Annotated in this window: 1 pseudogene (cut by a window edge); it reads right to left on the minus strand. The window is 64.3% G+C overall.

Annotated features, from left to right (window positions below):
- Positions 1-24584: pseudogene (locus ISP17_RS13240) on the minus strand (CARDB domain-containing protein) (its annotated part continues 8911 nt past the right edge of the window); the annotation flags it as partial.

Consider the following 24584-nt stretch of genomic DNA (forward strand, 5'->3'; position numbering starts at 1 on the left):
GGCGTCGTTCACCGAGGTGACGCCGATCTGCACCGTGGCCACGTTCGAGTCCAGCTCGCCATCGTTGACCAGATAGCTGAAGCTGTCGGTGCCGTTGAAGTTGGCGTTCGGCGTATAGGTATAAGTGCCGTTCGGGTTGAGCGAGACCTGTCCGTGGGCCGGCCCCGTCACGATCGTCGACGTCAGCATCGGACTGTCGACGTCGTAGGCATGGGACAGCAGGTCCACGGCGACCGGCGCGTCTTCCAGCGTGGTCTGCAGGAAATCGCTCGCCACCGGCGGGTCGTTGACCGGGGTGATGGTGATGCTGACCGTCGAGACGTTGGAGTCCAGCTGGCCGTTGCTGAGCTTGTAGGTGAAGCTGTCGGTGCCGTTGTAATCCTTGTCCGATTTATAGCCGAACGTGCCGTCGGCATTCACGATCACCTGACCATGGGCCGGACCGCTCAGCACCACCGGCACGAAGCCGGGCTGGTTGGCGGCCACGTCGTTGGCCAAGGCATCGATGGCGAACGGCGTGTCTTCCGCCGTGGTTGCCGTGTCGTCGTAGGTCTGTGGCAGGCCGACATGCACGTCGCTCACAGTGACGTGACTGCCCGTATCGCCGAAGCCGACCAGATCGAACGACAGGTTCACCGCGGTGCCCGCGGCAATCCCGGCCAGATCCACCAGGTAGGTGCGGCTGCCATCGGCATTGGTCACGAAACTGACCCCCGACGACAGGTACGACGAGCCATCGCCCTGCAGGTTAAGGAAGTCATCCGTGTTCGACAGCCCGATCGGCGCCTCCAGCGACTGGCCGGTGCTTGCGTCAAGCAGGGCGACTTCGAACGCGTCCTGGGGACCGTTACCGGGGTTCTGCAGGTTGATCCCGGACACGGTGAAGCGCAGGAAGCGGTCGTTGGCGCCGATGGTGAATACTTGGTTGACCCGGCTCTGGGTGTTTGTTGCCTCGCCGAGCGTAAAGGTGCCGTTGTCGTGGGTCACATTGCCTTGGGCCAACCAGCTATCCGTGCTGCTGAACGTGGGATCAGCCAGCTTTGCCGCAAAGCCGTATTGCGCGGTCATGATCGCCAGGGAACTGAGTGAGAGCGTTCGCGGCCGATCCGACGATGCCGAGGTGGGCGCCGCGGTGTTCGACGAGCTTGGCTGTGTCGTCGCCAGTTGCGCCGTCGTGCTGTTGCCAGCGGTCGTTGCGGCTTCATCCGAACTTGTTGGCACGCGGCGACTGCCTGGCGTCATGTACGGGTACATACAGTCAGTGGTGTTCAATACGTCGTGTGCACCCGCCACATGTCCCAGTTCATGGATGAGCACAGTCAGGAGATCGATCTTCCCGGCTGCCTCGCCGAAGTCCTTGGCGGTGAATTCGGAACTAGAGCCAACGACCGGATCGAACGCGCCTGCTCCAGGCGCGCCGGTGTACCAACCCCAATCGGCGGCTGTGGCGTCCAGGGTGACGGCATGGCCGGAGGTTTTGCCCACCAGCAGGTCTCCAAGATCGGCGATCGAGACCGTCACATCCTTGAAGGCCGAGCTGGGCGTGCCGAGATTCGTCCAGTAGGAAATCGCGATCGGCAACAACGCGTTTACCTCGGTAAGAGTGAGCGCCTGCTGGGCTCCGGGTCCGGAAATGATGGCTGCGTCCGAAAGCTGGATGGAAATCGACCCATTGGTCGTCAGCGTTGAAACTGCGGATTGAACACTGGAAACGATGTCGCCCTGGACGGCGTCGTACAGCTTGCTGCCGCTGTACTGATTCTTCAACTGAAGGGTCAGATCCTCCAGCGAATACATCGGGAAATTCATATTGAAGAACAGCTGCTGGCCCGGATCGCCGATGGCGTTGACTGCAGCCTGGTTGAGCATGCCCATCAATTGCACGGATTGTTGGGCGCGCATCTGGGAGGTCGGCAGCCCAGCGGTCACGCCACGTAGCTTGCTTATCTGATCGGCGTACCAAGCGATTGCCTGTGAGGCATCCATGGAGGCGCGCGCTGGTGCGGTGAACAGTACGTCGCCCTGTTCGTTTTGTACGTCCGTACCTGGCTCTACCACGGGGATCCGGTAGTCACTGGGGTACACCGTATCGCCCGAATAGATCGCACCGCCAATGCCAGTCTTCTGAATGCCAGGCTCAAGGCTGCCGAGGAGCTGCGCGTGCATCTCCGGTGGAGCACCCGTCAAGACGGCGATCACCTGCCTCAGCGACTCCTGCACCTCGTTGAAAGTATGGTTGATGACGTCTCCCAAGGCCTTATCCATGACTGAGAGATACTTTCCAAGCTTCTCGTTTTGAATGGAAATGAGGTCGGTGAGTTTGTAATTTCCGTCTTTCCAGTAATGGACGATTGCCACCGCGACCTTCGCCAGTCGCTTAGCCTGTTCCTCGATTTTCTCCATATCCAGTGCGTAGTGCTTGAGTTCTGCGACAATTGAAATGTGCTTTACGGCAATAAATTCCTCGGTAGCCACTATCACGCGCTTTTGAAATATGTAGGCGACTTCGGATTCCAGCTTTGTGTAGGATCCTGCAGACTTCATCCAGATTGAGGCAAAATTCTCGGTGGATGTCTCCACCAAGACGTCGATCATCGATTCGGCGATCTTCCCCGCATTTTCACGGCGGACCTTATCCAAGGTCCAGCCTTCCGTGGACATCTTCTCGAGATTTTCATGGAAGTCGTAAGCGAGCCCCTCACCCTTGATCGCATCGTAGAGGCCGTAGGCCAAAGAGCCTATCGGGCCGGCATCCTCGATCAGATCCAGCGGCTTCAAGACGGGCTTGAGAGGTGTGTATTTGATTTCGTGACTCGGCACTCTCCCGGCTGCAGAGGCCAGTTGCACCGGCAAGCCGGACGGGTTGTACCCAGCAACCGTCCAAAGCGCCTGAAATTCATCCGCGCCGGACGGCCCCTTGTATTCGGATGGCGTCACCACAGGGATCATGGTGCCGATACCACCCTGCGTTCCGTCGTAGAAGCGATCAATCGGTCGACTCAAAGGATCGATGTGAAGAGCTTGCCAAGTGCCCCACTGAGCATGGGCATTGATTGCGGCCTGAACCAGAGCTGCCGCGTCCCACGTGTACAGTGAGTAATCGGAGGGGGCGAACATGTCGTAGCCGGGCTCGTAGTTCCAAACCTTGGCGTACAGAAGTCCGTCCTGACCGACGGTGAGGTCTTCTATGGAGCTACCAGCGATGGCGCTGGTAGCTCCGAGGTAGACGGGGTCGCCATCCACTCCGAAGGGATCTTCGATGATGCCGATTTTTCCGCCTGTCTGATAAGGGGGAATGGAGGACAAATCGGTAACCGTGGAGTCCTGGAACCAGAAGTTCCGGTCGGCAACCAAGGCATATTCCTTGCCGTTGTATTCCACGATCACCACATCCGAGGCGTTACGCAGGTCTTCGCGGAAATGATTGCGTCGAACCCCCGCCTGCTCCAGCGCCACATTGGTGGCAATGGTATGCATCGTGACACTCTGCGATGACGCAATCCTGCCATTCTGATCCAGCGGCAACTGGATAGTGGTCACGCCGTGATCCACGGCGAGTACGTTGGTGACCACGAACTGCCCGGGCTCCCTGCCCGACACCACATTCCAGGTCGCATTGTCGTAGCGGGAGCTTTCATACGCCTCTGCACCGACCGAGATGACATCGGCAACGACCCCATTGGGATCAATGCTGTTCAAATCGATGAAGTCGATAATTCCCCCCAACGATGTGATGGCCATGTAACTGTTGTCATTGATGGCCATCGATTCAAAGCCACCTGCAATTTGATTGCCGCCCGGCAGCCCGCTGACACCTTGCTGCTCTTCGAAAAACTGCGGTGAGGTCGGATCGATGTTGATACGCATCACGCCGCCGCCGACATCGTTGGCAAGAGCACGTGAGATGGAGAGGTATGCTCCATCTGAGCGCAGCGAGACATAGAGCCAGCCGTCATGGGTCGCCAATGCGCTGATCTCACCCTGGCCGGCCGCGACGGGGATCGTGTAGACGATGGAGCGCGCCATCATGTCGACGACATAGATTTCGCGGCTCCCCCAGGCCGCGACAAAAGCCAGTGCGCCGTCTTTCGAGTAGGCCACCATGTTCGTACCTTGGCGCCCGGGATGGATCGGGTTGCCGTTTTCATCCTGGGTGATGGCGGCACGAGTTTCGATGGGCGCACTGTTGTCCGCGGCTGCTTGACCGGTGCCCTTGAAGATGTAGATCGCGTTGTTGGAGGTGGCGATCGTTTCGCCTTCACTTCCGGTGAAGGCAGCCACCAGATTGCTGCCTACACTCTGGTAGTGGTCCACCGACCCGTCGCTGGCCAGAACGGGCGCTTGTCGAATGACTTCAACAGCCTCCTGGCTTAACGCGATTCCGGCCGGGAGATGAATGGTGAGTGTTTGAGTCAGTCCGTTTGCGCCGGGAGTTCCGGCCATCACTTCATCCCACACCAGTCCCTTCTGCGGGATCAATTGACCGTCGTCGAAATTACCCGGTGCGACCAACTGCGACCCATTAGGGATCAATCGAACAAACAGTCGGCCTTCGCCGAAGTTTCCGGTAATTGTCAGATCCTGCGTGGCAGCCTTATACGAGAGGCCGGTGATGTAGGGCGCGGCGCTGGGGTTCTGAAGATAGTCCGCGGGTACCGGGAAAGAGGCATCGCTTGTGGACAGGAGGTCGCTTGCTGCGACGGTCGTCTGCGCAGTACCGGCAATGGTGTAATCCAGCGCCACAAGGGACTGCGAGGCATTTGTGGTCATCTGAACCAGCAGCCCTGACAGACTGGGCGAGAATGCGGCGCGGAAGGCGATGCCCGCCATCCCGGACCAATACGCCGTCCAATCGGTTGCGACGCCGCGCAGATGCACATCCTGCACGCCGCCGTTCTGCACGGGGTTCTGCGAGACGGTGGCAAAATAGATACCGTCCGTCGTTGCTCCGCCATAAGGAGGACTGGCGGTATGCGCCAATCCATCGGTTCCGATGACTCCATCGTCGGCCAGCCACCAGGTCTGGTGAACGCTGCCGTCGGCCAGAGTGATTGTCCCCAGCCTCCAGAAATACACCGTGGTGCCAGCGGCCAGCACCTTCGGCTGGCCAGTTGAGGGATCGATCGGGCCGTTGACCTTGAGGGCGAACTGAAGTGGGTTACCGGCTTTTTGACCGCTGGTGTCCACTTTGATCGCCGAGATAACGTCGAGGAGGGTCGGGGCAGGCGGCGCCATGCCCACCGATGCCGGATCCACGCGCTGAACCGAAACGGTGGCGTCATGGGCGAGACTTCCGCCGGAGACCATTAGGGTATCCCCCTCCGTGTCCTGCGTGACGGCACCGGCCGCAGCATTCATCGCCACGGGACCAACCACTGGTTCATCAACCGCAACCTGGATCTCCGCCTGGAGTCCGTCGTGGATGATTGTGACGACGGCCGTGCCGGTTCCGTGCGCCCTGAGTAGCCCGTCCGGCATCACCGTCACAATGGAAGGGTTGCTCGAGTAGTAAAGCGTGCCAGTGGATGCCGCCGACAAGTCCTCGCCGGTATCCAGGGAAGCAACGTCGATCTGCCGCTGCCCGATAGTTGCGGCCAGATTGATACGCGGCGGAAAGACATCAAGCTCATTGCCCTGAAAGGATAGTGGTGCAGTGCCGTCGTCATTGACGATCAGTGCGTTGTAGGCACTGATGCCATGGGTTGAAATCGTCACTACGGCTGTGCCCGCTTTGCGTGCGTGCAAAGTCCCGCCTTCCATGACCATGACGGTGGACGGATCTGAGGAAGAAATATCCAGATAATCGGCAGGGAGGGCGACGCCCTGCTGATCGGAGAAATCGCCTGTCAGTACTAACGCCTGTTGATCGCCATCCGCCATGGCAGAGATGCGCGCTACGTGAATGGCGGTCAGCGCGGCGGAACTGACGTTGACCTTCAGCACGATGGGAGCGCTGCTGGCGTAGCCGTCGTCGGCAACCACGGTGATCGTTGCAGCGCCGCTGTAGCCCGCGGCGGGGGTGAAGATCAACGACTGGCCGTCACCGCTCAAGCGAACGGTGCCATGGGTAGCCCCGAGCGTGCGCCAGTAGACCGCGTCGCCCTCGTGGTCGGAGACGAGGCTCGCGAGCGAGACAGTGACCCCCAGGTTTGCATGAGTGAGCACCGTCGGCAGCGTCGTGCTGGCGACCGGCGGCAGGTTGGTCTTCCAGCCGTAGTTGGCATAGAGGATCTGCCGGTCGGTGGCGTTGACCAAGCCGTCACCGTTGAGGTCGGCTGCGAGATTTGAGGCAACGGCATCCTGCTCGAACGCGGCGCTGTCGGCACCGTCGACGACGCCGTCGTGGTTGAGGTCGCCCGCGATGCTGACGTTCACCGTGGCGTTACCGGTACCAGTGATGCGCAGCAGCTTGAGGCCGGCTTCGGTCATGCGCACCAGGGTGGTGAGCACGCCGTTGTGCAGGGTGGTTCCGACGACGGTGCCGCCGGTGACACCAAGCGCGCTCTGGGCGTTGGCGAACTGGCTCTGGATGGCCACGATTACCGCGCCCTGGGCACCCGGGACCTTGACGGTCGATGCCAGTTCGCTGGCGCGCAGCGTGAAGGCCACGGTACTGGTCTGGCCGGCGGTGAGGCTGCCGGACCAGGTGTTGGCGGTGCCGGTGCCGATCCAGTTTACGGCGGCACCGAGGTTGGCGGTGATGGTGTCGGTGAACGGTTTTCCGGCGTCGTCGTAGCCGTACGGCGTGCCGAAGTCACTGCTGTCCAGCGGCCGCACCAGCACCAGGCGACCGGCTGCATCGTACTGGTAGGCGATTGAGCTGACGTCGCCGCCTTGCGGGCCAATGCTGCTCACAATGCGCCCGTGCGCGTCGCGCACCCAGCTGATGCGATCCGTGCTGCTGCCGACAGGGGCGATGCCCGCGTCGGAGACCAGCCACTGCGTGCCGTCGGCGTAGCGGATGGCGGTGACCTTGCCGATGGCGTCCAGGTCGTAGCGGGTGCCGTCAGGGCCGGTCAGGGTGTAGTGGCTCGGCACCCAAGGCAGGCCAGTGGTGCTGTCGTAGAGGTGGGTACCCTGGCGGGTGAGCGTGGCGGCGTGGTCGCCGTCCTGCTCGCCGAAGGCGGCCAGCGACCAGCCCTGGTCACCGGTGAACGACGGGTGGTAGACCACCGGCGCACCCGGCTGGCCGAGGGTCTCGCTGGTAGTGCCCAGCGTGAAGCGCAGGAACTGCGTGGCGGTACCTGCAGCGCCCAGATCGGACGGAATCTGCAGCCATACCCGGGCACCGGTCGTCCAGGGGGCGATGGCGCCGCTGTCGGTGGTCGGGATCTGGTCGGTGGTCAGACCGGTATCCAGCCCGTTGATGCGCCAGTTGCCGAAGTCACCGGTTCCCGCCGCGCCCAGCGAGCGGGTCAGGGCGAAGTCATGGCCGCCCAGCGTATAGACCGCGTCGGTGGCCTGGGTCTGCGTGTAGGTCTTGGTTGCCGTATCGATGACTACGCGCGTGTCGATCTCGCTGGAGCGGCCGGCGAGGTCGGTGGCGACCAGGCGCAGCTGATACACGCCATTGGCAAACGCCTGCGGGTAGAGCGAGGCGAGGTCGGTGAGGCCGGTCGTTGCCTGGGCGTCGAAGCTCTGGCTGGCAAGGGTCTGCCAGGCGTCGCTGCCGACCGGAGCCATCGACAGGGTGTAACCCATCAACTGCTGTTCCGAGATGCTGGCGACCAGCGCCGTCGGATCGACGATGTCGACCGGCCTGGTGGCGGCCGTCGCGCCCTGCAGCGCGCCGGACCAGGCCAGTTGCGGTGCCTGGGTATCGGCAGGGTCCTTGACCCGGACCGTCGCCAGCTTGGTCGTGCTGAAGCCGTCGCGGTCCGTTGCAGTGACGCGGATATCGACCAGACCCGGCGCGGCCGGCGTCATCTTGAAGCGCCCCACGCTGTCGAGGGTGACGGTGTTCCAGGTGGCGCCGTTGTCCTGGCTGACCTCCACCTTGATGTTGGCCATGGCGCTGAAGGAACTGGCGCGCACCGTGGCGGTGACGGTCTGGCCGGGCAGGGCGGGCGTGCTGGGCAACAGGTCGACCAGCACGGCAGGTGCATTGGCTGCCGCATCGGCAACCGAGCGCACGGTGAATGTTCGCGTCGTGGTCTTGATGCCGTCGCTGATGACGGCGGTGATCACGAAGTCGCCCACCTGCGCCGGGCCAGGCGTCCAGCTCAGGGTATGCGCCTGGGCGTCGTAGACCGCGCCTTCGGGCAGGCCGGCGAAGCTGACGCTGAGGTGCTGGGTCTGGGTGCTGCCGTCGGCGTCGTTCACGACGATGCCGCTGCCATCGGTGCTGCCGCCGAACTGTACCGGCAGGGTCAGCGTGCTGCCGACGACGACCGCATGCTGGCTGATGGCAAGGGTGGGCGCACGGTCCACATCGAACACGCGCACGTGCACGGTACGGGTGGTGACCGCCTGGCCATCGGTGGCCTTGAAGGTGAAGCTAAAGTCGCGGCTGCCGTCGGTGGCGTTGTCCACGACATCGTAGCCGGGGGTCCACTCGAACTGGCCGCTGTTCGCGTCATAGCTGACGCCGGCCGGAGTGGTGTCGTCGTAGACCAGGCCGGTCTGCACCGGATTGCCGTCCGGATCGATCGCCTGCATGGTGAAGCTGAGGGTGTTGCCCTCGTTCACCAGCTGCAGCGGCACCGGCAGGACCACCGGCGCCTGGTTCACGTTGGCGACGTGCAGCTCGAACGTGCGGGTGAAGTTGGCGCTGCCATCACTGCCGGTGACGCTGAAGCGATAGACACCCGGCTTGGTGCCGTCGAGGTTGTCGCTCTGGGCGGCGAACATGTTCGGCGTCCAGGACAGGCTTGCCTGGTTGCCGCCGCCAGTTGCCGGGACGCTGAGCAGCATGCCCGACGGCAGGCCGCTGGCCGTCCAGTTGATGACGTCGCTTTCGGCATCGTTGGCGAAGACATCGAGCTTGAACGGCACGCCCTCGGTGCCATTCACCACGATCGGCGTGCCGGCGTCATTGTCGGCGACCGCTGCGCCGTTGGACTGCAGGCCGAGCACCACCGGTGCGGTATCGGTAGCACGGACCACGATGCGTATCGTCCGCGTGACGACATTGGGCACCGGGTTGTCGGGGTTGGTGTAGCCCTGGTTCTGCGGAGGCAGGCCACTGTCGGTGACGGTCAGGACGAGGTCGTGACCGCCCAGGTCGTCGACGGTCGGCGTCCAGTTGAGCAGCGCCTGGCCGTAGGTGGGCTGCGGGGTCAGGGTGGCGCCGAGGGGCAGACCATCGACGCTGTAGTGCAGGGCATCCTGGTCGGCGTCGGTCACCTGGATCGGCAGGCTCAGCGCCTGGCCGACCACGGCGACCACCTGGCTCGGCACGGCGACCACCGGTGGCTCGCTGGTGCTGCGCGCCGTCACCACGAAGCTCTTGGATTCGGACAGCACCTGGTTGACGTTGCCGTCGCCGTTGTCGTGCGCGGTGACGGTGATGGTGTAGTCACCGCGGTCGTTGTCGCCTGGGGCGAAGTGGATCACCCCGGTGATGTGGCCATCGGTGCTGGACGGATCCTGGGTGTAGGTCGCGAACCGGGGCAGGCCGGAGATGGTCAGGGTGGTCGGGTTGCCGTCCACGTCGATGACGCTCACCGGGATATCGAGCGTTGCGCCCTTGTCCACCGTGGCGTTGCTGATATCGCCGATCTGCGGTGCACGATTGGCATTGACGACCACAATCGGCACGACCACCTGGCTGACCGCCGGTGTGCCAGTGCCGTCGCCGTTGTCGGTGGCGACAATGGTGACGTGATACGTACCGGCTTGGGTGTAGACCGGCGTCCAGTTGATCTCCAGGGTATCCGGATCGAACACGGCGCCATCCGGCAGGCCGAGTACCTGGTAGGTGACAGAGGCCGGCACATCGCTGCCATCCGGCGACGTCGGTGCGGCACCGGGGGCGAGACGGACCTTGGGCGCGAAGCTCGGATTGTCCGGATCGAACGCGAATGCACTGATCGACAGCGATTGGCCCTCGGCGACATACCAGGTGTCGCCGAGGTTTGGATCGAACTGCGGTGCGCCATTGGCATTGAGCACGTTCAGGTGCACGGTGCGACTTACCGTGGTCGTCACCGGATCGCTGCCGTCGGCCGGGAGGTAAGTGGCGGTAAGCACGACCGGCACGTCGTAGCTGCCGTGCTGGTCGCAGCCCGGCGTCCAGCTCAACCAGCCGGTATCGCGGTTCAGGGTGGCGCCACCGGGCAGCCAGGCCGCCGAGTAGCTCAGCTTGATCGTGGTGCCGTCCGCCTGGGTCAGGCCACCCGGCATCGAGCCGCCCAGCTGCAGGCCGAAGCTGTCGCCTTCACGCAGGGTCTGTGCGGCCACCGGCAGCAGCACCGGCTTGGCGTAGCCCTGCGTCACGGTGAGGTTGAACTGTTCGGTGACGGTTGCCACGCCGTCGGTAGCGACGACGGTGACGTTGTCGTAGGTGCCGGCCTGGTCGTAGCCGGGCATCCAGTGGAGCATGCCGGTGCGGGCATCGAAGGATGCACCCGGCGGCAGATTGCGCACCGTCAGCGTGATCGGATCGCCATTGGCGTCCGATGCAGTGAACGGCAGGGCGAGCGTCTGGCCTTCGCCCAGGGTCACGTCGCCGATGGCGCCGATCACCGGCGCCACATTGCCGTCGGCCACCGGGATGTGGAACGTCTCGGTATCGCTGCCACCGCGGCTGTCGTAGACGCGTACGACCACGACGCTATCCGCCGCGGCGCGTGCGCCAGGTGTCCAGCTCAATGTGGCCGTCGACTGGTAGCTGCCGTCGTTGGCCGTGGTGTAGCCCGTCGCGGGGCTCAGCACCAGTCCTTCCGGCGCCTGGAGTACTTCCCAGAAGAACTGGGTACCGTCGATGTCCCTCGCGGTCAACGAGCCGGTCCAGGGAGTGCCGATCGTGGTGCCGACAGCGAATCTGGTCGGGTTGCCGGGGCTGACCGTATCGGCCGTGGCCGAGTTACTGCCTGCCGGTTCGGAGATCGCCAGCGTCGGCGGTACGTTGGCCTGCGGCATGGCATAGATGCCCTGCGCAAAGTCGAACTTCACTGCCGTGGCCATGCCGGCCTGGGTCAGAGCGGAAGCGGGCAGGACGGTGACCGTCTGGTTGGCCAGGGTGGCGCCAGCAGCCAGCTTGCCGCCGAGGGACTGCAGCGCCTGGCTGAGGTCGAGCGTCCACAGCGTGGACTGGTCGCCACCGCCCTGGGTCGCCCCGGCGACCTGATTGCCGAAGTACTGGCCCGGATCGAGCAGCAACAGCAGGGGGCCGTTGAGATCGTCGGTACCGGTATTGGTGACGCTGACGTCGTAGCTGACCGCGCCGGTGGCGTGGTCGAGCCGGGTGTTGGTGAATGTGAGTTTGAGCTGGCTGCTCATGTCGAGCAGCGCGGTGAACGAGCTGAGGTAGTCCTGCCCCAGGCGGATCTGGGTGGCGCTACGCAGGTTCGCACCGACATCCAGCTGCCACTGGCCCGCGGGCAGGCCGGCGACATCGAGATAGGCGGTATGGCTCGCCGCATCCCAGCGGATGCTGTCCGGATGGATCACGCGACCGCTGGTGTCGCCGATGGCGGTCAGCGTGAAGTTATCCGGATCGAGCACGCTGGCCGCGTCGCTCGTGTCACCGGTGCCATCGGCGCCCAGCCACATCGGCTGGTCGAACACGACGGCGATCTGGTTCATCGGCAGCGGCACCAGTGCGCCGTCCGGCACGCTGACGGCCTTCACGGTCGGCGCGTGAGCCGGCGCGATCTCGTCGACGTGACCAGAGCCGGCCACCAGGATGCGCCCATCGGACGTGGTGACGATGCGCTCGCCTTCGGTACCGCCGGTGGCCAGCTGCAGGACCCGTCGGGTGCCCAACTCGATCATCCACACGCTGGAACCATGGGTGGTATCGGCGATGCCATCGATGGCTACGTGCTGGGCCAGTCCACCGGAGGCGAACAGCAGGCCATCCAGCGGCGTACCCGCCTGACCGAAGGCCAGGCCGTGGATGGCGCCGCTCAGCGTGTACTCCAGTTCGGCGCGACCGATAGCCGGCCCGCTCATCGGGAAGCTGACGATCTGGGTCGTGCCGTTCGGGCCGGCAGCGGTGATCTGGCTGCCGCTGAAGATCGTGCCCCACAGACGGCCGTCGGGGCCGAAGCTCAGCGAATCGACGCGCTGGGCGCCGAAATGCTGCCAGGCCTGGTTCGGATCGGTAGCGGCCGGATCGAAGATGTCGATACCGGTGGCGGTGGACACGTAGATGTCGCCGGTGCCCGGCTGGATCGCCAGGGCATGCGTCAGCGGCTGCCCGTTGGGGCCACGCATGGCGCGCAGGATAACTCCCGAGCTGGGGTCGATCTGCAGCAGCTGATCACCGGTCATCACCCACAACTGGCCGAGTGCGTCCACCTTCATGTCGAGGATCGGCGCGTCGAGCGTGAACAACGGCGTGACGCCGTGCCCGCCGTTCTTGTCGTATTGGAACACCGCGTTGCGATCGACGCCGGCACTGACCAGCACGGAACCGTCGGGCAGGGTGACAATCGCGAGTGCACCGATGTCACCCTCGCTGCCGGTGTAGCCGTCGGCGAAGCTGCGCGTGGCGAACGGCGCCAATACGCTCTGGAGGTCGCCGGCATTGACCGGAGCGACCTGGCCGGGCAGCGCTTGACTGGCCTGGCCGAACAGCGCGTTGGAGGGGTAGCTGCGGTCGTCAGGGGCGGCGGGCACCGGCGCCGTCTGATCGACGGACTCGGTCACGCCCAATCCGTTGAGCACGGCCTGGCGGGCGCCGTCGTCGGGCAACACGGCGTTCGTGACGCTGGCGGCCTCGCGATTGCCGGCCTGATCGGTGGCCACCGCGAGGAACTGGTAGCTGTGCCCGGCCTCGCCGTTGAACACGGCTTGGCTGACGCCCGGATCGACCTGGCGCTTCCAGATCATGAAGTCGCCGCCGTCGGTGGCGACGTAGACCGTGACGAAGCGGATGCCGCTGGCATCGTCCACCGCATGCCAGTTCACCTGGTAGGTCGGTGCGCCCTGGGCATCGTTGCCCAGCGAGGTGACGGCAACGGTCGTCTTCGGTGGCTCGGCGTCGATGGTCTGCTGGATCACCGCGCTGTCGACCGGCGGGGTGTTATCGAAGAGGATCCGCGCACCGGTAGCGATGGTGGCGCCGGATACAGCGTCCATGGCGGTGGCCGCGATGTAGCTGACGAAACCGGATAACGGCGCGCTGCCGTCGGCCGACGGCACCAGCAGGCCGTGTAGGGCGTTCTGCATCACCTCGCCGGTGTTCGGGTCGACCGCCTGCAGCAGCCAGGTCAGGGTATGCGAGGCGACGTCGATGCCGGCGCTCACGCGCAGGATGTAGCCCTTGCCGCCGGTGAAGTCGAAGTCACTCTGGAAGTTGGCGCGGTCGCTCGGCACATGGATGTTGATATCACCGATCTTGAGGTCGCCGAGGCGGACCGAGCGCGGGTCGAGGTTGTCGTCCAGCTTCGAGACGATACGGATCTGATCGACCCCCTGACCCGTCGTGTTGTTGAACGAGACGGTGTAGGGCAGGGGCGTGGCAGCAGGAACGTACACGCTGCCGTCGCTGGCATAGCTGCTGCCCTGCGGCCCGGTCACGCTGATCGTGCCCTGGGAGTCGGCACTGCTTTGCGCCGCCACCTGCAGGTACTGCGCCAGATTGAGTGTCTTGCCCGGCACCGGCTTGAAGTCGGCGTCGAGCAGGCCGATCGAGCGCAGGTATTCCAGCTCGGCTTGGCCGCCGACGAACACGCGGAAGTTCTCGAACTGGGTGGCGCTGGCCGCGTGCTGGTCGTAGGCGGCCGGTCCGGCAAGTGCCGGCACCGGACTGAGGACGACATCGCCCTGGTCGTCGGTGCGGACCTCGAAGTGGTCGATCGGCGCGGTGGCTGCGTTCGGGTCGGCGCTGTAGGTGGCGGTATCCCCGTACCACTTCTGCACCTGCTGGAAGAAGCCAAGCAGGCTGGACTGGGTGCGGTAGCTGTCGCCACCCTTGCCCAGCAGGATGCTGGCGGCCAGCGTGGCGTTGAGGCTGACCACCTGTGGGTCGGTGGTGATGGCCGGCGCCTGATCCACCGGCTGCAGCAGACCCGAGGCAGTCAGTGCGGCGAGCCAGCCCTGGATCCATTCCCCGGCGTCGGAGGCAAGCACCTTGAGCGAAACCGAGGCCGTGTCGTCCGCCAGGATGGCACTGCGCAGTTTCAGGGCATAGGTCGTCTGCTCGGCGACGAACTCTTGGCGGGTCAGCGCGGTGGCCGCCGCGGAGATGTTGAACTGGAAGGACTCGGCAAGCGTCTCCATCTTGGTGAGACGCTCGGGGTCGGGATCGAGGAAGGTCGTGGCGAGACCATCCTGGATCTTGTTCAGATCCTGGACTCCGCCGTCCAGCAGGCCTTCGGCCTGCCAGTTCGGATGCAGTTCGTAGAGGGCTTGGCGCAGGCCGTCGAAATCCCGATTGACCCATGCCGTCAGCCCGGGATACGTCTGCAGACGGAAGGTCATGCCGACGAAGCCGCCATCGCCCAGGTTGACCGCATAGCCCGGCGCCAGGTTGACGCCGTTGGTGTTCTCGGTGCCGTCGAGCGAGGCCCAGGGGATGTCGGGGCGGCTGGTGCCGTCGGTGGGCGTGGGACCGTAAGCCTGCGTGGTGCCCGAGGCGTCGACAACCTGGCCGATTGGCTGGCCGCCGACGTTGGAGCCGAACAGCACGTAGGGCAGGTTGAGGCTGTCCAGCAGGTACTGGTTGTAGCCCAGGTTCACCGCGCCGACGTCGAATCGCACATACGGAGTATTGACGTTGGTGAGGCTTTGCAGCGACACGGTGTAGGTGGCGCCGTCGCCCGGATTGAGCGCATGCGGACCACCAATGCCGATCGTGACGTCGTCCTGGATGCCTTGTTCGACCAGGTAGCGATTCGCCACGGTGACGCTGCGCCCGTCGGGATTGCTGACGGTGACGTCGTAGAGCCCGTAGGGGAAGTTGCGGGTATCGAACACCGCGCGGATGTGCGTGGCGTCGAGCACCTGCCAGCGTTCTGGTTCGGCCTCGAAGACGCCGGGCCGCGACAGCTTCACCAGCGCACCGGCCTGGAAGCTGGCGCCGTAGATGTCCAGCGTCACCCAGCGATGGTCGTTGTCACCCACACCGCCGGTGTCAGGAGTGACCTTGGTGATCGACAGCGGCATCAGGTCGGCACGCAAGGTGACAGGGGTGTCGTTGCCGTCGCGGGCGTGCACCAGCACGTAGTAGTCGCCGGCCTGCGTGCTTGGGATCAGCACCTGCTGGTCGGCCGACGACGCGCTGCTGTAGGCGGCGTCGTAGGCGAAGCCGGTCGGGATGTCGCCGTAGCGGATATAGAGTTCGTTGTCGCCGCTGGCAGCACTGGAATCGAGCAGTACGCGCAGGGTCTGTCCTGCAGCCACGCTGATCTTGTAGAGCCGCGTCTGGTTGGCGGAGAGGGTGGTCGACAAAGTGTCGGCGACGGCAAGTGTGGGCACGCTGACGCTGATCGTGCTGGCCGAAGCGGTGGTGTTGTTGGCTTCGCCGGGCGCGACGTCGAGACCGGTCGCCGTATAGGTGACGTCACCCTCGTACACTTCGTTGTACAGGTCGGTGCGCACGATGATGCGCCAGTTGCCATCCTTCAGCGCCGGCAGGGCCGCGGTCAGGCTGCCGGTATAGCTCGCGCCCCCGGCAAGATCGCCGTTGTGATCGACCTTGCCAAGCAGGATGTCGCCGATGCCCCACTGGTTGTCGCTGGATAGGTAGACCGCATCGGTCCAGTGGCCGTGTGCCATGTTGGTGGACTGGTTGCTGACGGTGTAACTGATGCTCACCGGGTCGCTGACGTTCGCGCTGGCGGGCACGTTGACGCCCGAAACCTTGAGGTCGGCCGGCGGCGGCGTCTCGACCAGCATCGGCTGCGCTGCAGCGGTCGCGTTGTTGTTGTCATTGCCGAACTCCAGCACGTCGCCCGATGCGCCGCTGCCGAACGCGCGCGCCGGATCGGTAATCACGAAGACGTAGTAAGGGCCGCTGAGGTCGCCCGGTGCGTTCACCGTGAACGTGCCGTCGTAGCTGCCGCCGGCCACCAGACCACCGTTGTGGTCCAGATAGCCCAGGTAGTGGTCCTTGGTGACGTCCAGGTTGCGATCTTTCGAGAGATAGATCAGGTCCCGCCAGTGGCCTTGGTCGCTGGGCGTATCCCCGCCCGCGTTGTTGACCGTATAAACCACGTTGAACGCCTGACCCGCCACCGCGGACACCGGTGCAGAGACTTGCGACACCTGCAGGTCAGGCGGCGTTGCCAGGGTGATCGGCAGGGCGATGGACGCAACGTTATTGCCTTCGTCCTGGAATTCCTGGACAGCACCCGGTCCAGCCCCCTGCACCACGTCCAGACCGGCGCGAATGGTGCTAACGGTGTCGTAGGACCAGTCTTTGGCCGTGGAGGTGTCAGTCTTGACGATTACATGGAAGTCGCCACTGATCGACTGCGGCAGGGTGAAGGTGGCCGACTCGGTGTAAGACTCGCCCGGTTGCAGATAGCGCGGCGTGCCGTCCGGATTGGTCAGGACGACCGTCTTCACGCGTCCCGGGTTGTCCCAGCCACCGGCAATCAACGGGTAGTCGCTCGGATCGAGGGAGTCGTCGCGCGACAGGTAGACGCCGTCGCTCCAGACGTTGGTGCGGGTGGCCCGTGTGCCCTGATTGGTGGCGGTCCAGGTCACGGTGACCTGTTCACCGGATGTGGGATTGGGATCGGAGATGGTGATGTTGCCGATCTGCAGATCCGGTTCCCGGTAGGTGATCGACAAGTTCCCCTGACCCAGGTTGTTGTTGTTCGCCGCGGCTTCATAGGCGCTGGTCCGGTACCACACCTGACCCTGGGTGTTGGTGTGATCGCCCGTGAGCAGTTCGCTCTGCGCGTTGGGTCGGTTGGCGTCATTCGATGCGAGCGAGTCGACGCTATGCTCAGAGTCGGTGATGACGTAGATGTAATAGGCTCCGTCGGTGCCCGGCGGCAATGTGAAGTTGGCCGTGGTGGTGTAGCTGGCACCAGCAGCCAGTCCGCTAGTGTTGTAGTGGGCGACGGCGCCCAGCCGGATGGCCCTACTGGGGATAAAGGTCGGATCGGTGCTGATGTAGACGGAGTCGATCCAGCCTTGCGTGCCTGACCACACCGCTTCGCCCCGATTGGTGACGGTCCAGCTGATCGGGGTCGGTTCGCCGGAGAAATTCTGCGGCTGGGTGACGACCGAGGTGACCTGCAGATCGGACGGATGGTCGGTTACGACGGAAGCAGCGGAGAGGCTGTTGTTGCTCTCGCTAACTTCATGGATGTGGCCGACGTCGCCGTCCGACGGCGAACTCGCCACGTAGGCGTCGCTCTTGACCACGAGGTAGCGGCCCTTGACCGACGGGGCGAGATTGACGGTCTGCGAAACCGAGTAGCTCTGGCCGTAGCCGAGCGATCGATTCTGCGCGTAACTGCCGATCATCCAGACACTAGTGGCCTTGTCCAGATCGGGGTTGTCGGCAACGTAGACGGCATCGGTCCACTGCCCGGTGAACGCGTCGCCCTGGTTCTGCACGGTGTAGTCGAAGCTGTAGTTGCCTGCGGCATCGGCGGTCAGCGGCGCGTTGACCTGGGTGACGGCAAGGTCGGGCGGCGTGATGCCCAGCACGTCGATCTGGCGCGCCTTGTAGTTGTTGTTGTCGACCTGGGCCGGGTCGTCCGGATTGATGTTGCTGGCCAGCGTGTCTTCGAGGATGGCGTCGTAGGTGTCGCTCCAGACGGTGATGTAGTACTGGCCGCTGAGGACGCTGTCGGGCAGCGTGATCTGGATATTCCCCAGATAGCTGTCGCCGACCACCAGATTGCCGGTATGGGTTACCGAGCTGAGCAGGATGTCGCCCTTGGCCGGGTCCGGGCGGGTCTTGTCCTTGGATAGCCAGATCGAGTCGGTCCAGCTGTTGACGTCGGCGCTGCGGCCCTGCGTCGTCGCGCTGCCCAGGTTGCTGACCTTGTACTGCACGTTGATCGTCGAGCCGTGCGATGCCTGATCCGGCGCAGCGACGTCGCCGGTGACCAGGTCGCCGAACGGCACCGGATCGACGTAGAAGTGCACGGCCTTCGCGTTATTGTTGTCGTTCGGGTATTCGTCGACCTGGTAATTGCCGTCGGCGACCACGATCAGGTATGCGTCGCCGCGATACTGGATCGGGATGTTGATCATCGCACTGGTGTTGGAGTAGCTCTCCGTCGGAGCCAGGGCGCTTGCGTTGTCGTAGGTACCCACCAGCACGTCGTCGCCGCTGAGCGTGCCGTCGAGCGACAGGTAGACCTTGTCCTTCCAGTGCCCGCTGGCAGCGAGCGAGCCTTGGTTGATGATGCTGTACTGGATCGCCGCCGAGGTGCCGGCCGCGACATGGTCGGGCACGGTGACATCGCCGACCTGCAGGTCGGGGCGCGGATTCAGGCTCACTTCGGTGGTGTCGGTCGACAGCAGCGTGTTGTTCTGCGCCGCCGCACCGTACTCGTACAGCGCACGGTTCGCGTCCGTGACGATCTGCACGCGGTACAGACCCTGGATACGCTGCGGCAGGCGCAATTCCTCGGTGCGCGTGTAGCTGATGCCGGCGGCTAGGCCGCCCACGTATCTGAAGCTTCCCAGCGTGATCGAGGCTCCGGTACCGGATGCCGGTACGAGGACCACGGTATCGGTCCAGACGCCCCCGGCGACAGCCTGCCCCTGGTTGGAGACCGACCAGGTTACATCGAACAGGCCGCCCTCCTGGGCCGTCGGCGGGACCGTAATCGATTGCACGACGAGATCGGGCGAGGGTGCCAGCGTCACCGGCACGGCGGCGTTGCCGGTGTTGTTATTGCCGTATACGAATTCGAATGCACTGGCACCGGTGTTGGTGCGCACGATGACGTAGTAGTCGCCCTGCAGGCCATTCGGCAGCGTGGCGGTGATGCCGGCGTTGTAGCTGTCACCGACGGCGAGCGCACCGATATGCTCCGCGTGCCCAAGGTTGGCGATGACCTGGGTGCCGGCGGCGTCGCGGCTCAGGACGACGCTGTCGTCCCAAGACCCCGCGCTGGTAATCCCGATGCCGTTGTTGACCACGGTCCAGTTGATCGCCAGCGGCTGGCCGCTGGTCGCATTGCCCTGGGTGGTGACCGACTGTACCTGTAGGTCGGCATACGGCTGCGGCATCACGTCGACGGTATGGTCGAGCATGAGCGTGTCGTTGGCCGTGCTGCCGTTCTGGAAAACCTGATGGGTCGCATCAGCCACCACGAACAGCTTGTAGCGGCCGCTGGTCCCCGGCGGCAGCATTACGCTGAGCTGCTGCTGGTAGCTCGCACCGACGGCGAGTGAACCGTCATGCGCGACTTCGCCGATGACCTTGTCGTCGCCGTTGCCGAGCACGTCGTCGGTCGACAGCACCACCCGATCGGTCCATTGCGATGAATCGCCTGCACCGGTGCCGTTGTTGGTTACCGTCCAGCTGACGTCCAACGTGGCAGGATCGGCGATCAGGGTGGTCGGCGCCTGCACAGCGCCCACGACAAGATCAGCGTGGGGCGCCAGTTGCACCGTCAGCGCCTGTTGGCCGGTGTCGTCAGTGCGGGAGTGCTCGTCCAGTCTCCGGGTCGCGTCGGTGACCACGACGATGGTGTATTCGCCGTCGTAGCCAAGCGGCAGGGCAAGGTCGGCACCGGCGGTGTAGCTGGCGCCTGTTTCCAGCGGGCCGGCATGTGCCACTTCGCCAAACAGCGTGAGCACGCCGCTGCGCGAGACATAGACGCGATCCACCCAGCCAGTGGAGGCGAGACCACCGTGGTTGGTGACGGTCCAGTCGACGTGGATGGTCGAGCCGGACTGGGCCAGGCCGGGGCCGGTCACCGTGCTCACGGCGAGGTCCGGACGGGCGACGGTAAGGGCGGTCGCGCCCCGTGCAAGGTTGTCGCCCTCCGCATCGCGCTCGTAGACGGTGTCGTCGGTATCGGTACTGACCACCCAGGTATAGCTGCCTTCCGCAAAGGTGGCGGGCAGGGTGAAGCTCACGCTCCGTGTGGCGCTGGCACCGGCGGCGAGGCCGTCGGTGTAGAAGCGATTGGCTACCTCGAACCGCTGCCCGTTGCTGTTCTCCAGGAAGATGCGGTCGCGCCAGGTGCCGGGGACATCGGCGTTGCCGAGGTTGTGGGCCACATAGGTCAGGCTGACGTTGTCGCCAGGCCGTGCGTCGGCCGGTCCGCTGATGTCGGTCACCGTGAGGTTGGCCGAGGGCGAGAGCGAGATCTTCAGCAACTGGCTGTGGGCGTTGTTGTTCCCGTTGCGGCCGTTTTCGTCGACCACGTTGTTGAGGTTGGTGTAGACCAGGATGTAGTAGTCGCCGACCAGGTCGCGCGGCAGGGTCAGCGTGGCGCTCGCGGTATAGCTGTCGCCCACCGCCAGGTAGCCCGCGTGCGTCACCGAGCCGGCCAGGATGATGTCCGAAGACGAGGGCACGCCGGTACGCGAAAGCACGACGCGGTCGTTCCACAACGCCAGGTTGGTTGCGGAGTTGCCACTGTTGCTGACCTGCCAGGTCACGCGGACGCTCTCGCCGCTCAAGGCGGTTGCCGGAGCGGTGACGGAGACCACGCCGAGGTCCGCGTAGGCGGCAGCCAGCACGATCGGTTGCGCGGCGCTGGTGCTGTCTCCGCGCGTATCCGGCTCCAGCACCTCGCCGTTGGCGTCGCTGCGGATGGCGATGTAGTAGCGCCCGTCGGGCAACCCGGGCAAGGTGGCCATGAGCGCCTGCGAATAGCCTTCACCCACGCCCAGGACGCCGGTGTGCCGCACGCTGCCGATGACGATGTCGTCACCGTTGCCGATGGTTGCATCGGTGCTCAGGATGATGTGGTCGGTCCAGGCATCCGCGGTGGCGGCCTGTCCGGTGTTCTTGACGTCCCAGCTGACCTTGATCTGCGTGCCGCCCATGGCGGTGGCAGGCGACACCACGTTGCTGACGGCCAGGTCGGCGTAGGCAACCGCCGCGGAAGTCAGGCTGGCATTGGCCGTGTTGTTGTCCTCGGCGGTGCCGTCGAGATTGGTTTCGTACAGCACGCCAAGACCGGCGGTGTTCTGGTCGGTGGCAACCGTGATGGCCAGATCGCCCGTGCCCTTCAAGCCATCGGGCAGACGGAAGGTGAAGCTGCGCAGGCGATGCTCGCCCGTGCCGATCGGGCCGTTGGCTTGTCCGTCGATCACGGCCTGCGGGTCATACAGCAGGCTGGTGTCGAGTAGCAGCAAGCCCGAGTCCGCACGGGTGACCGTGATGCGGTCGCTGAAGCCGAGGGCGGTTGCGCCGGTGCCGGTGTTCCAGTCTTCCCAGCTGATCGTGACCAGGCCGCCCGCCTTCACGTCGGTGGTGGTGATCTGCAGGTTCTTCACCTGCAGGTCCGGGCCGGCCGTCAGCGTGGAGGTAGCCGTGTTGTTGCTTTCCCCGGTGCCCTGTGTGTTCGCCTCGGGCACCTCGCCCAGGCTGTCGGCGATCACGCGCAGGGAGAAGCGGCCGGACGCGTCGATGCCGCTCGGCCACACGAAGCTGCCATGCCGGTCGCGGCTGGCACCGCTTTCCAGCGCGCCCGCGTCGAGCAGGTCGCGCACGCTGAAGGTGGCGACCACGCGGCCGGTGGACAGGTTGCGCAACTCGAACTTTTCGCTCCACGGCACGATCACCGCAGCGGCGCCCTGGTTGGTGACGGTCCAGTCCACCGACACGGTCTGGCCTGGCTGGAAATCACCGGCCGGCTGCAGGCGCACGTTCCCTACGGTGAGGTCGGCATAAGGCGCCAGCTTGACCTGCGTGGAGAGGACGCCGACGTTGTTTTTCTCCGCGTTGCCGTTAGCACTGAACTCGCGCAGGACGTTGTCCGAGTCGGCCAGCACGGTGATGCTGATGTTGCCGGCCGCTGCGGTGCCGTCGGGCAGATGCAGCTGCAGATGGCGCGTGATCGCCGCGCCGATGCCCAGCGGTGTGCCGATGCCGTCGTAGGGCACCACGGTGTCGAGCAGGACCGCACCGGTATCGGTGTTGCGCACGATCACGCGGTCGTTCCAGCTTTGGCTGGTTGCCGCGTTGCCGCGGTTTTCCAGCACCCACTGCACGTCCACCAGCTGGCCGGTCGAGAGGTCGCCGGCGGGGGTGATGCTGACGTTGTTGACGGAAAGATCGGGGGCGAACGTGGTGCCGATGGTTCCCACATCCTGGGGCGGACTGGCAGGCAACTTGGTCAGGTTGAAGGTGAACGGGCGTAGTGGATCCGTCTCGTAATTCGGGACCGAAACTACGAGCGTGTAGTCACCGCCAACTGCAAGATTGTTCAGGTCGACACTGGAGTTCGCGTACCTGGCGCTAAAGACAGTGCGTCCCAGCGGATCCAGCAGATACCACTGGGCCGTGTAACCGGAGGAGTTGAGGGCCGTCAGCGCATCGAGAAAATAGCTTGAACCCGCTTCGATAGGGAGACGGTACAACTGCGTTTCATTGCCCGGATCAACCTGCACGGTCATGGGTGTGCCCGGCACGACATCAGTTGCATTGCTGATATCGAGAACGCGGAACGAATACGGCAGGGCCTGGCTGGCCCACACGCTCAGCACGTAGTCGCCGGCAGGAATGTCACGAACATCGTCATTATAGAAACTGTTGCCGGCCACGCTCCCCTGGGGGCCCTCCAACTGCCAGTGCGTGTCGTTGTAAACGAGACTGTCAAACACCAGTCGACTGTCGGCGTCGAGATGCAAGGCGTAGTGGACGCGCAGGCCCTGTACCGGTGTGGTTCCCGAAACCACAGTATTCAGCGACAGGGAAACCGCTGCGGTATCAGCCACGAAGCGGAAATTCGGGGTTGCCCATGAATAAGAGTAGGCGTTGTCGATGGCCAGAAGATAATGGCCGGCATCCAGCGCCAGGGGAGGAGCCGTCTGGGAACCAGCCCCAGACGCAATCAACTTGCCGTAAGGCGAGTAGAGCCGCCAACGGGCATACGAAGCGTAAGAGCCGTCGATGTACTGGTATGTGAAGCTCCCTGCTTGTGCGAGGTCGAACTGATACAGGGATGCGGTCGCACTCTGCGGATAGCTCCCACTGGTGATGGCGCCGCCGACCAGTGCTGGCGCCATGCCCGCGTCGCCCAGGAAAACACTGAAAGTCCCCGGGTCGGCATCGCCGTTGGCGTGACCGAACCTGACCGTATAGCTGCCTGCGTCCAACGCGACCAGCGGACGAGCGGGGTCCGATTCGTCGGCGGCATAGACCAGGGTGCCGTTGGCATCGTAGATGTCGACGCACAGATTGGAGGTGTCGCCGGTGGGCTGAAGCCACAGGGTGGACGCGTCTGCCAAATCGAGGTGGTAACTGACCCGTCCATCCTCACCAAACGTGCCGCTGGTGATCTGGCCGACCACCAGCGTGTCGAGTTCTCGATCGAGCGATACCTTCAGCGTGTAGGGCACTGCCGACTGATAGTTGCTGCTATCGCAGGTCAAGTAGTACGACCCGTCGCGCGGTAGCGGGAAGACCGGCGCCTCCACCCGTTTGATGAATCGGCCGAAGGCGTCGTACAGGCTCCAGACCAGCCCGCTGCCGGTGGCCTCGAGCGTGAGCTTGTCCCCCGCCTTGGCGTCGAAGCGATAGAGCTTTGCTTCGCCGGGCACTTCATTGTCGTTGACAGATACGCCCGGTTCGATCGCGGTCGCACCTGCAAGATCCATCAGGCGCAAACGTAGGGTTCCGGAAACGCCTGTTAAATGCAGCGTGTACTTGCCGGTCGCCAGATCAAGCAGCGGGCCGCCGCTGGCCGGATCGCTACTCCACTTGTCGCCGGAGGCGACGACTTGTCCATCCCGGGTGATGTTCCAACCAAACGAGTAGTTGCCCTGGGCGACGTCCAGCATGGCCCGCGTCGGCGACGACACCGTAAAGTCGAAATTTTGTGAGCCGTAGCTCTGGAAATACGTACCCACGTCGATGTGCGAGCGATTGAGCGCAAAGCCGAACGTGACCGGGGTGGCATCTGTGCCCGCATCGGTACGCCATACCAGCAGGTAACGGCCAGCCCATGGCGCGGTCAGGCTGCCGGCGCCTGCAATGTCACCGGTACTGACAAACTGACCATCCGGGCCGAGCAAGGTCCAGTTGCCACCGAGCAAACCGATATCGGTCGGGTCGTAATTCAGTGTGTCGCCGGAGAGTGCGTCGAAGCTGTAGATCATCGTGCCGCCGGGCGTGACCTGGCCGGTGATGCTGCTGTCCTGCTCCACCGGGATCGCCTGCTGCGCATCGAGCGTCTGCAGGTCGAACGGCTCCGTGCTGCCGGTCGCCGCGGCCACGGTGAGGGTGTAGGTCCCGGCGTCCAGCTCGATCAGCTGCGGTCCGTAGGAGTCGCCCTCGGCGTCGGTTTGAGCGCCTGTCAGCCACCAGTAGAAGC

The organism is Dyella ginsengisoli, assembly GCF_044904665.1.
In the GTDB taxonomy this organism is placed as follows: Bacteria; Pseudomonadota; Gammaproteobacteria; order Xanthomonadales; family Rhodanobacteraceae; genus Dyella_A; species Dyella_A ginsengisoli.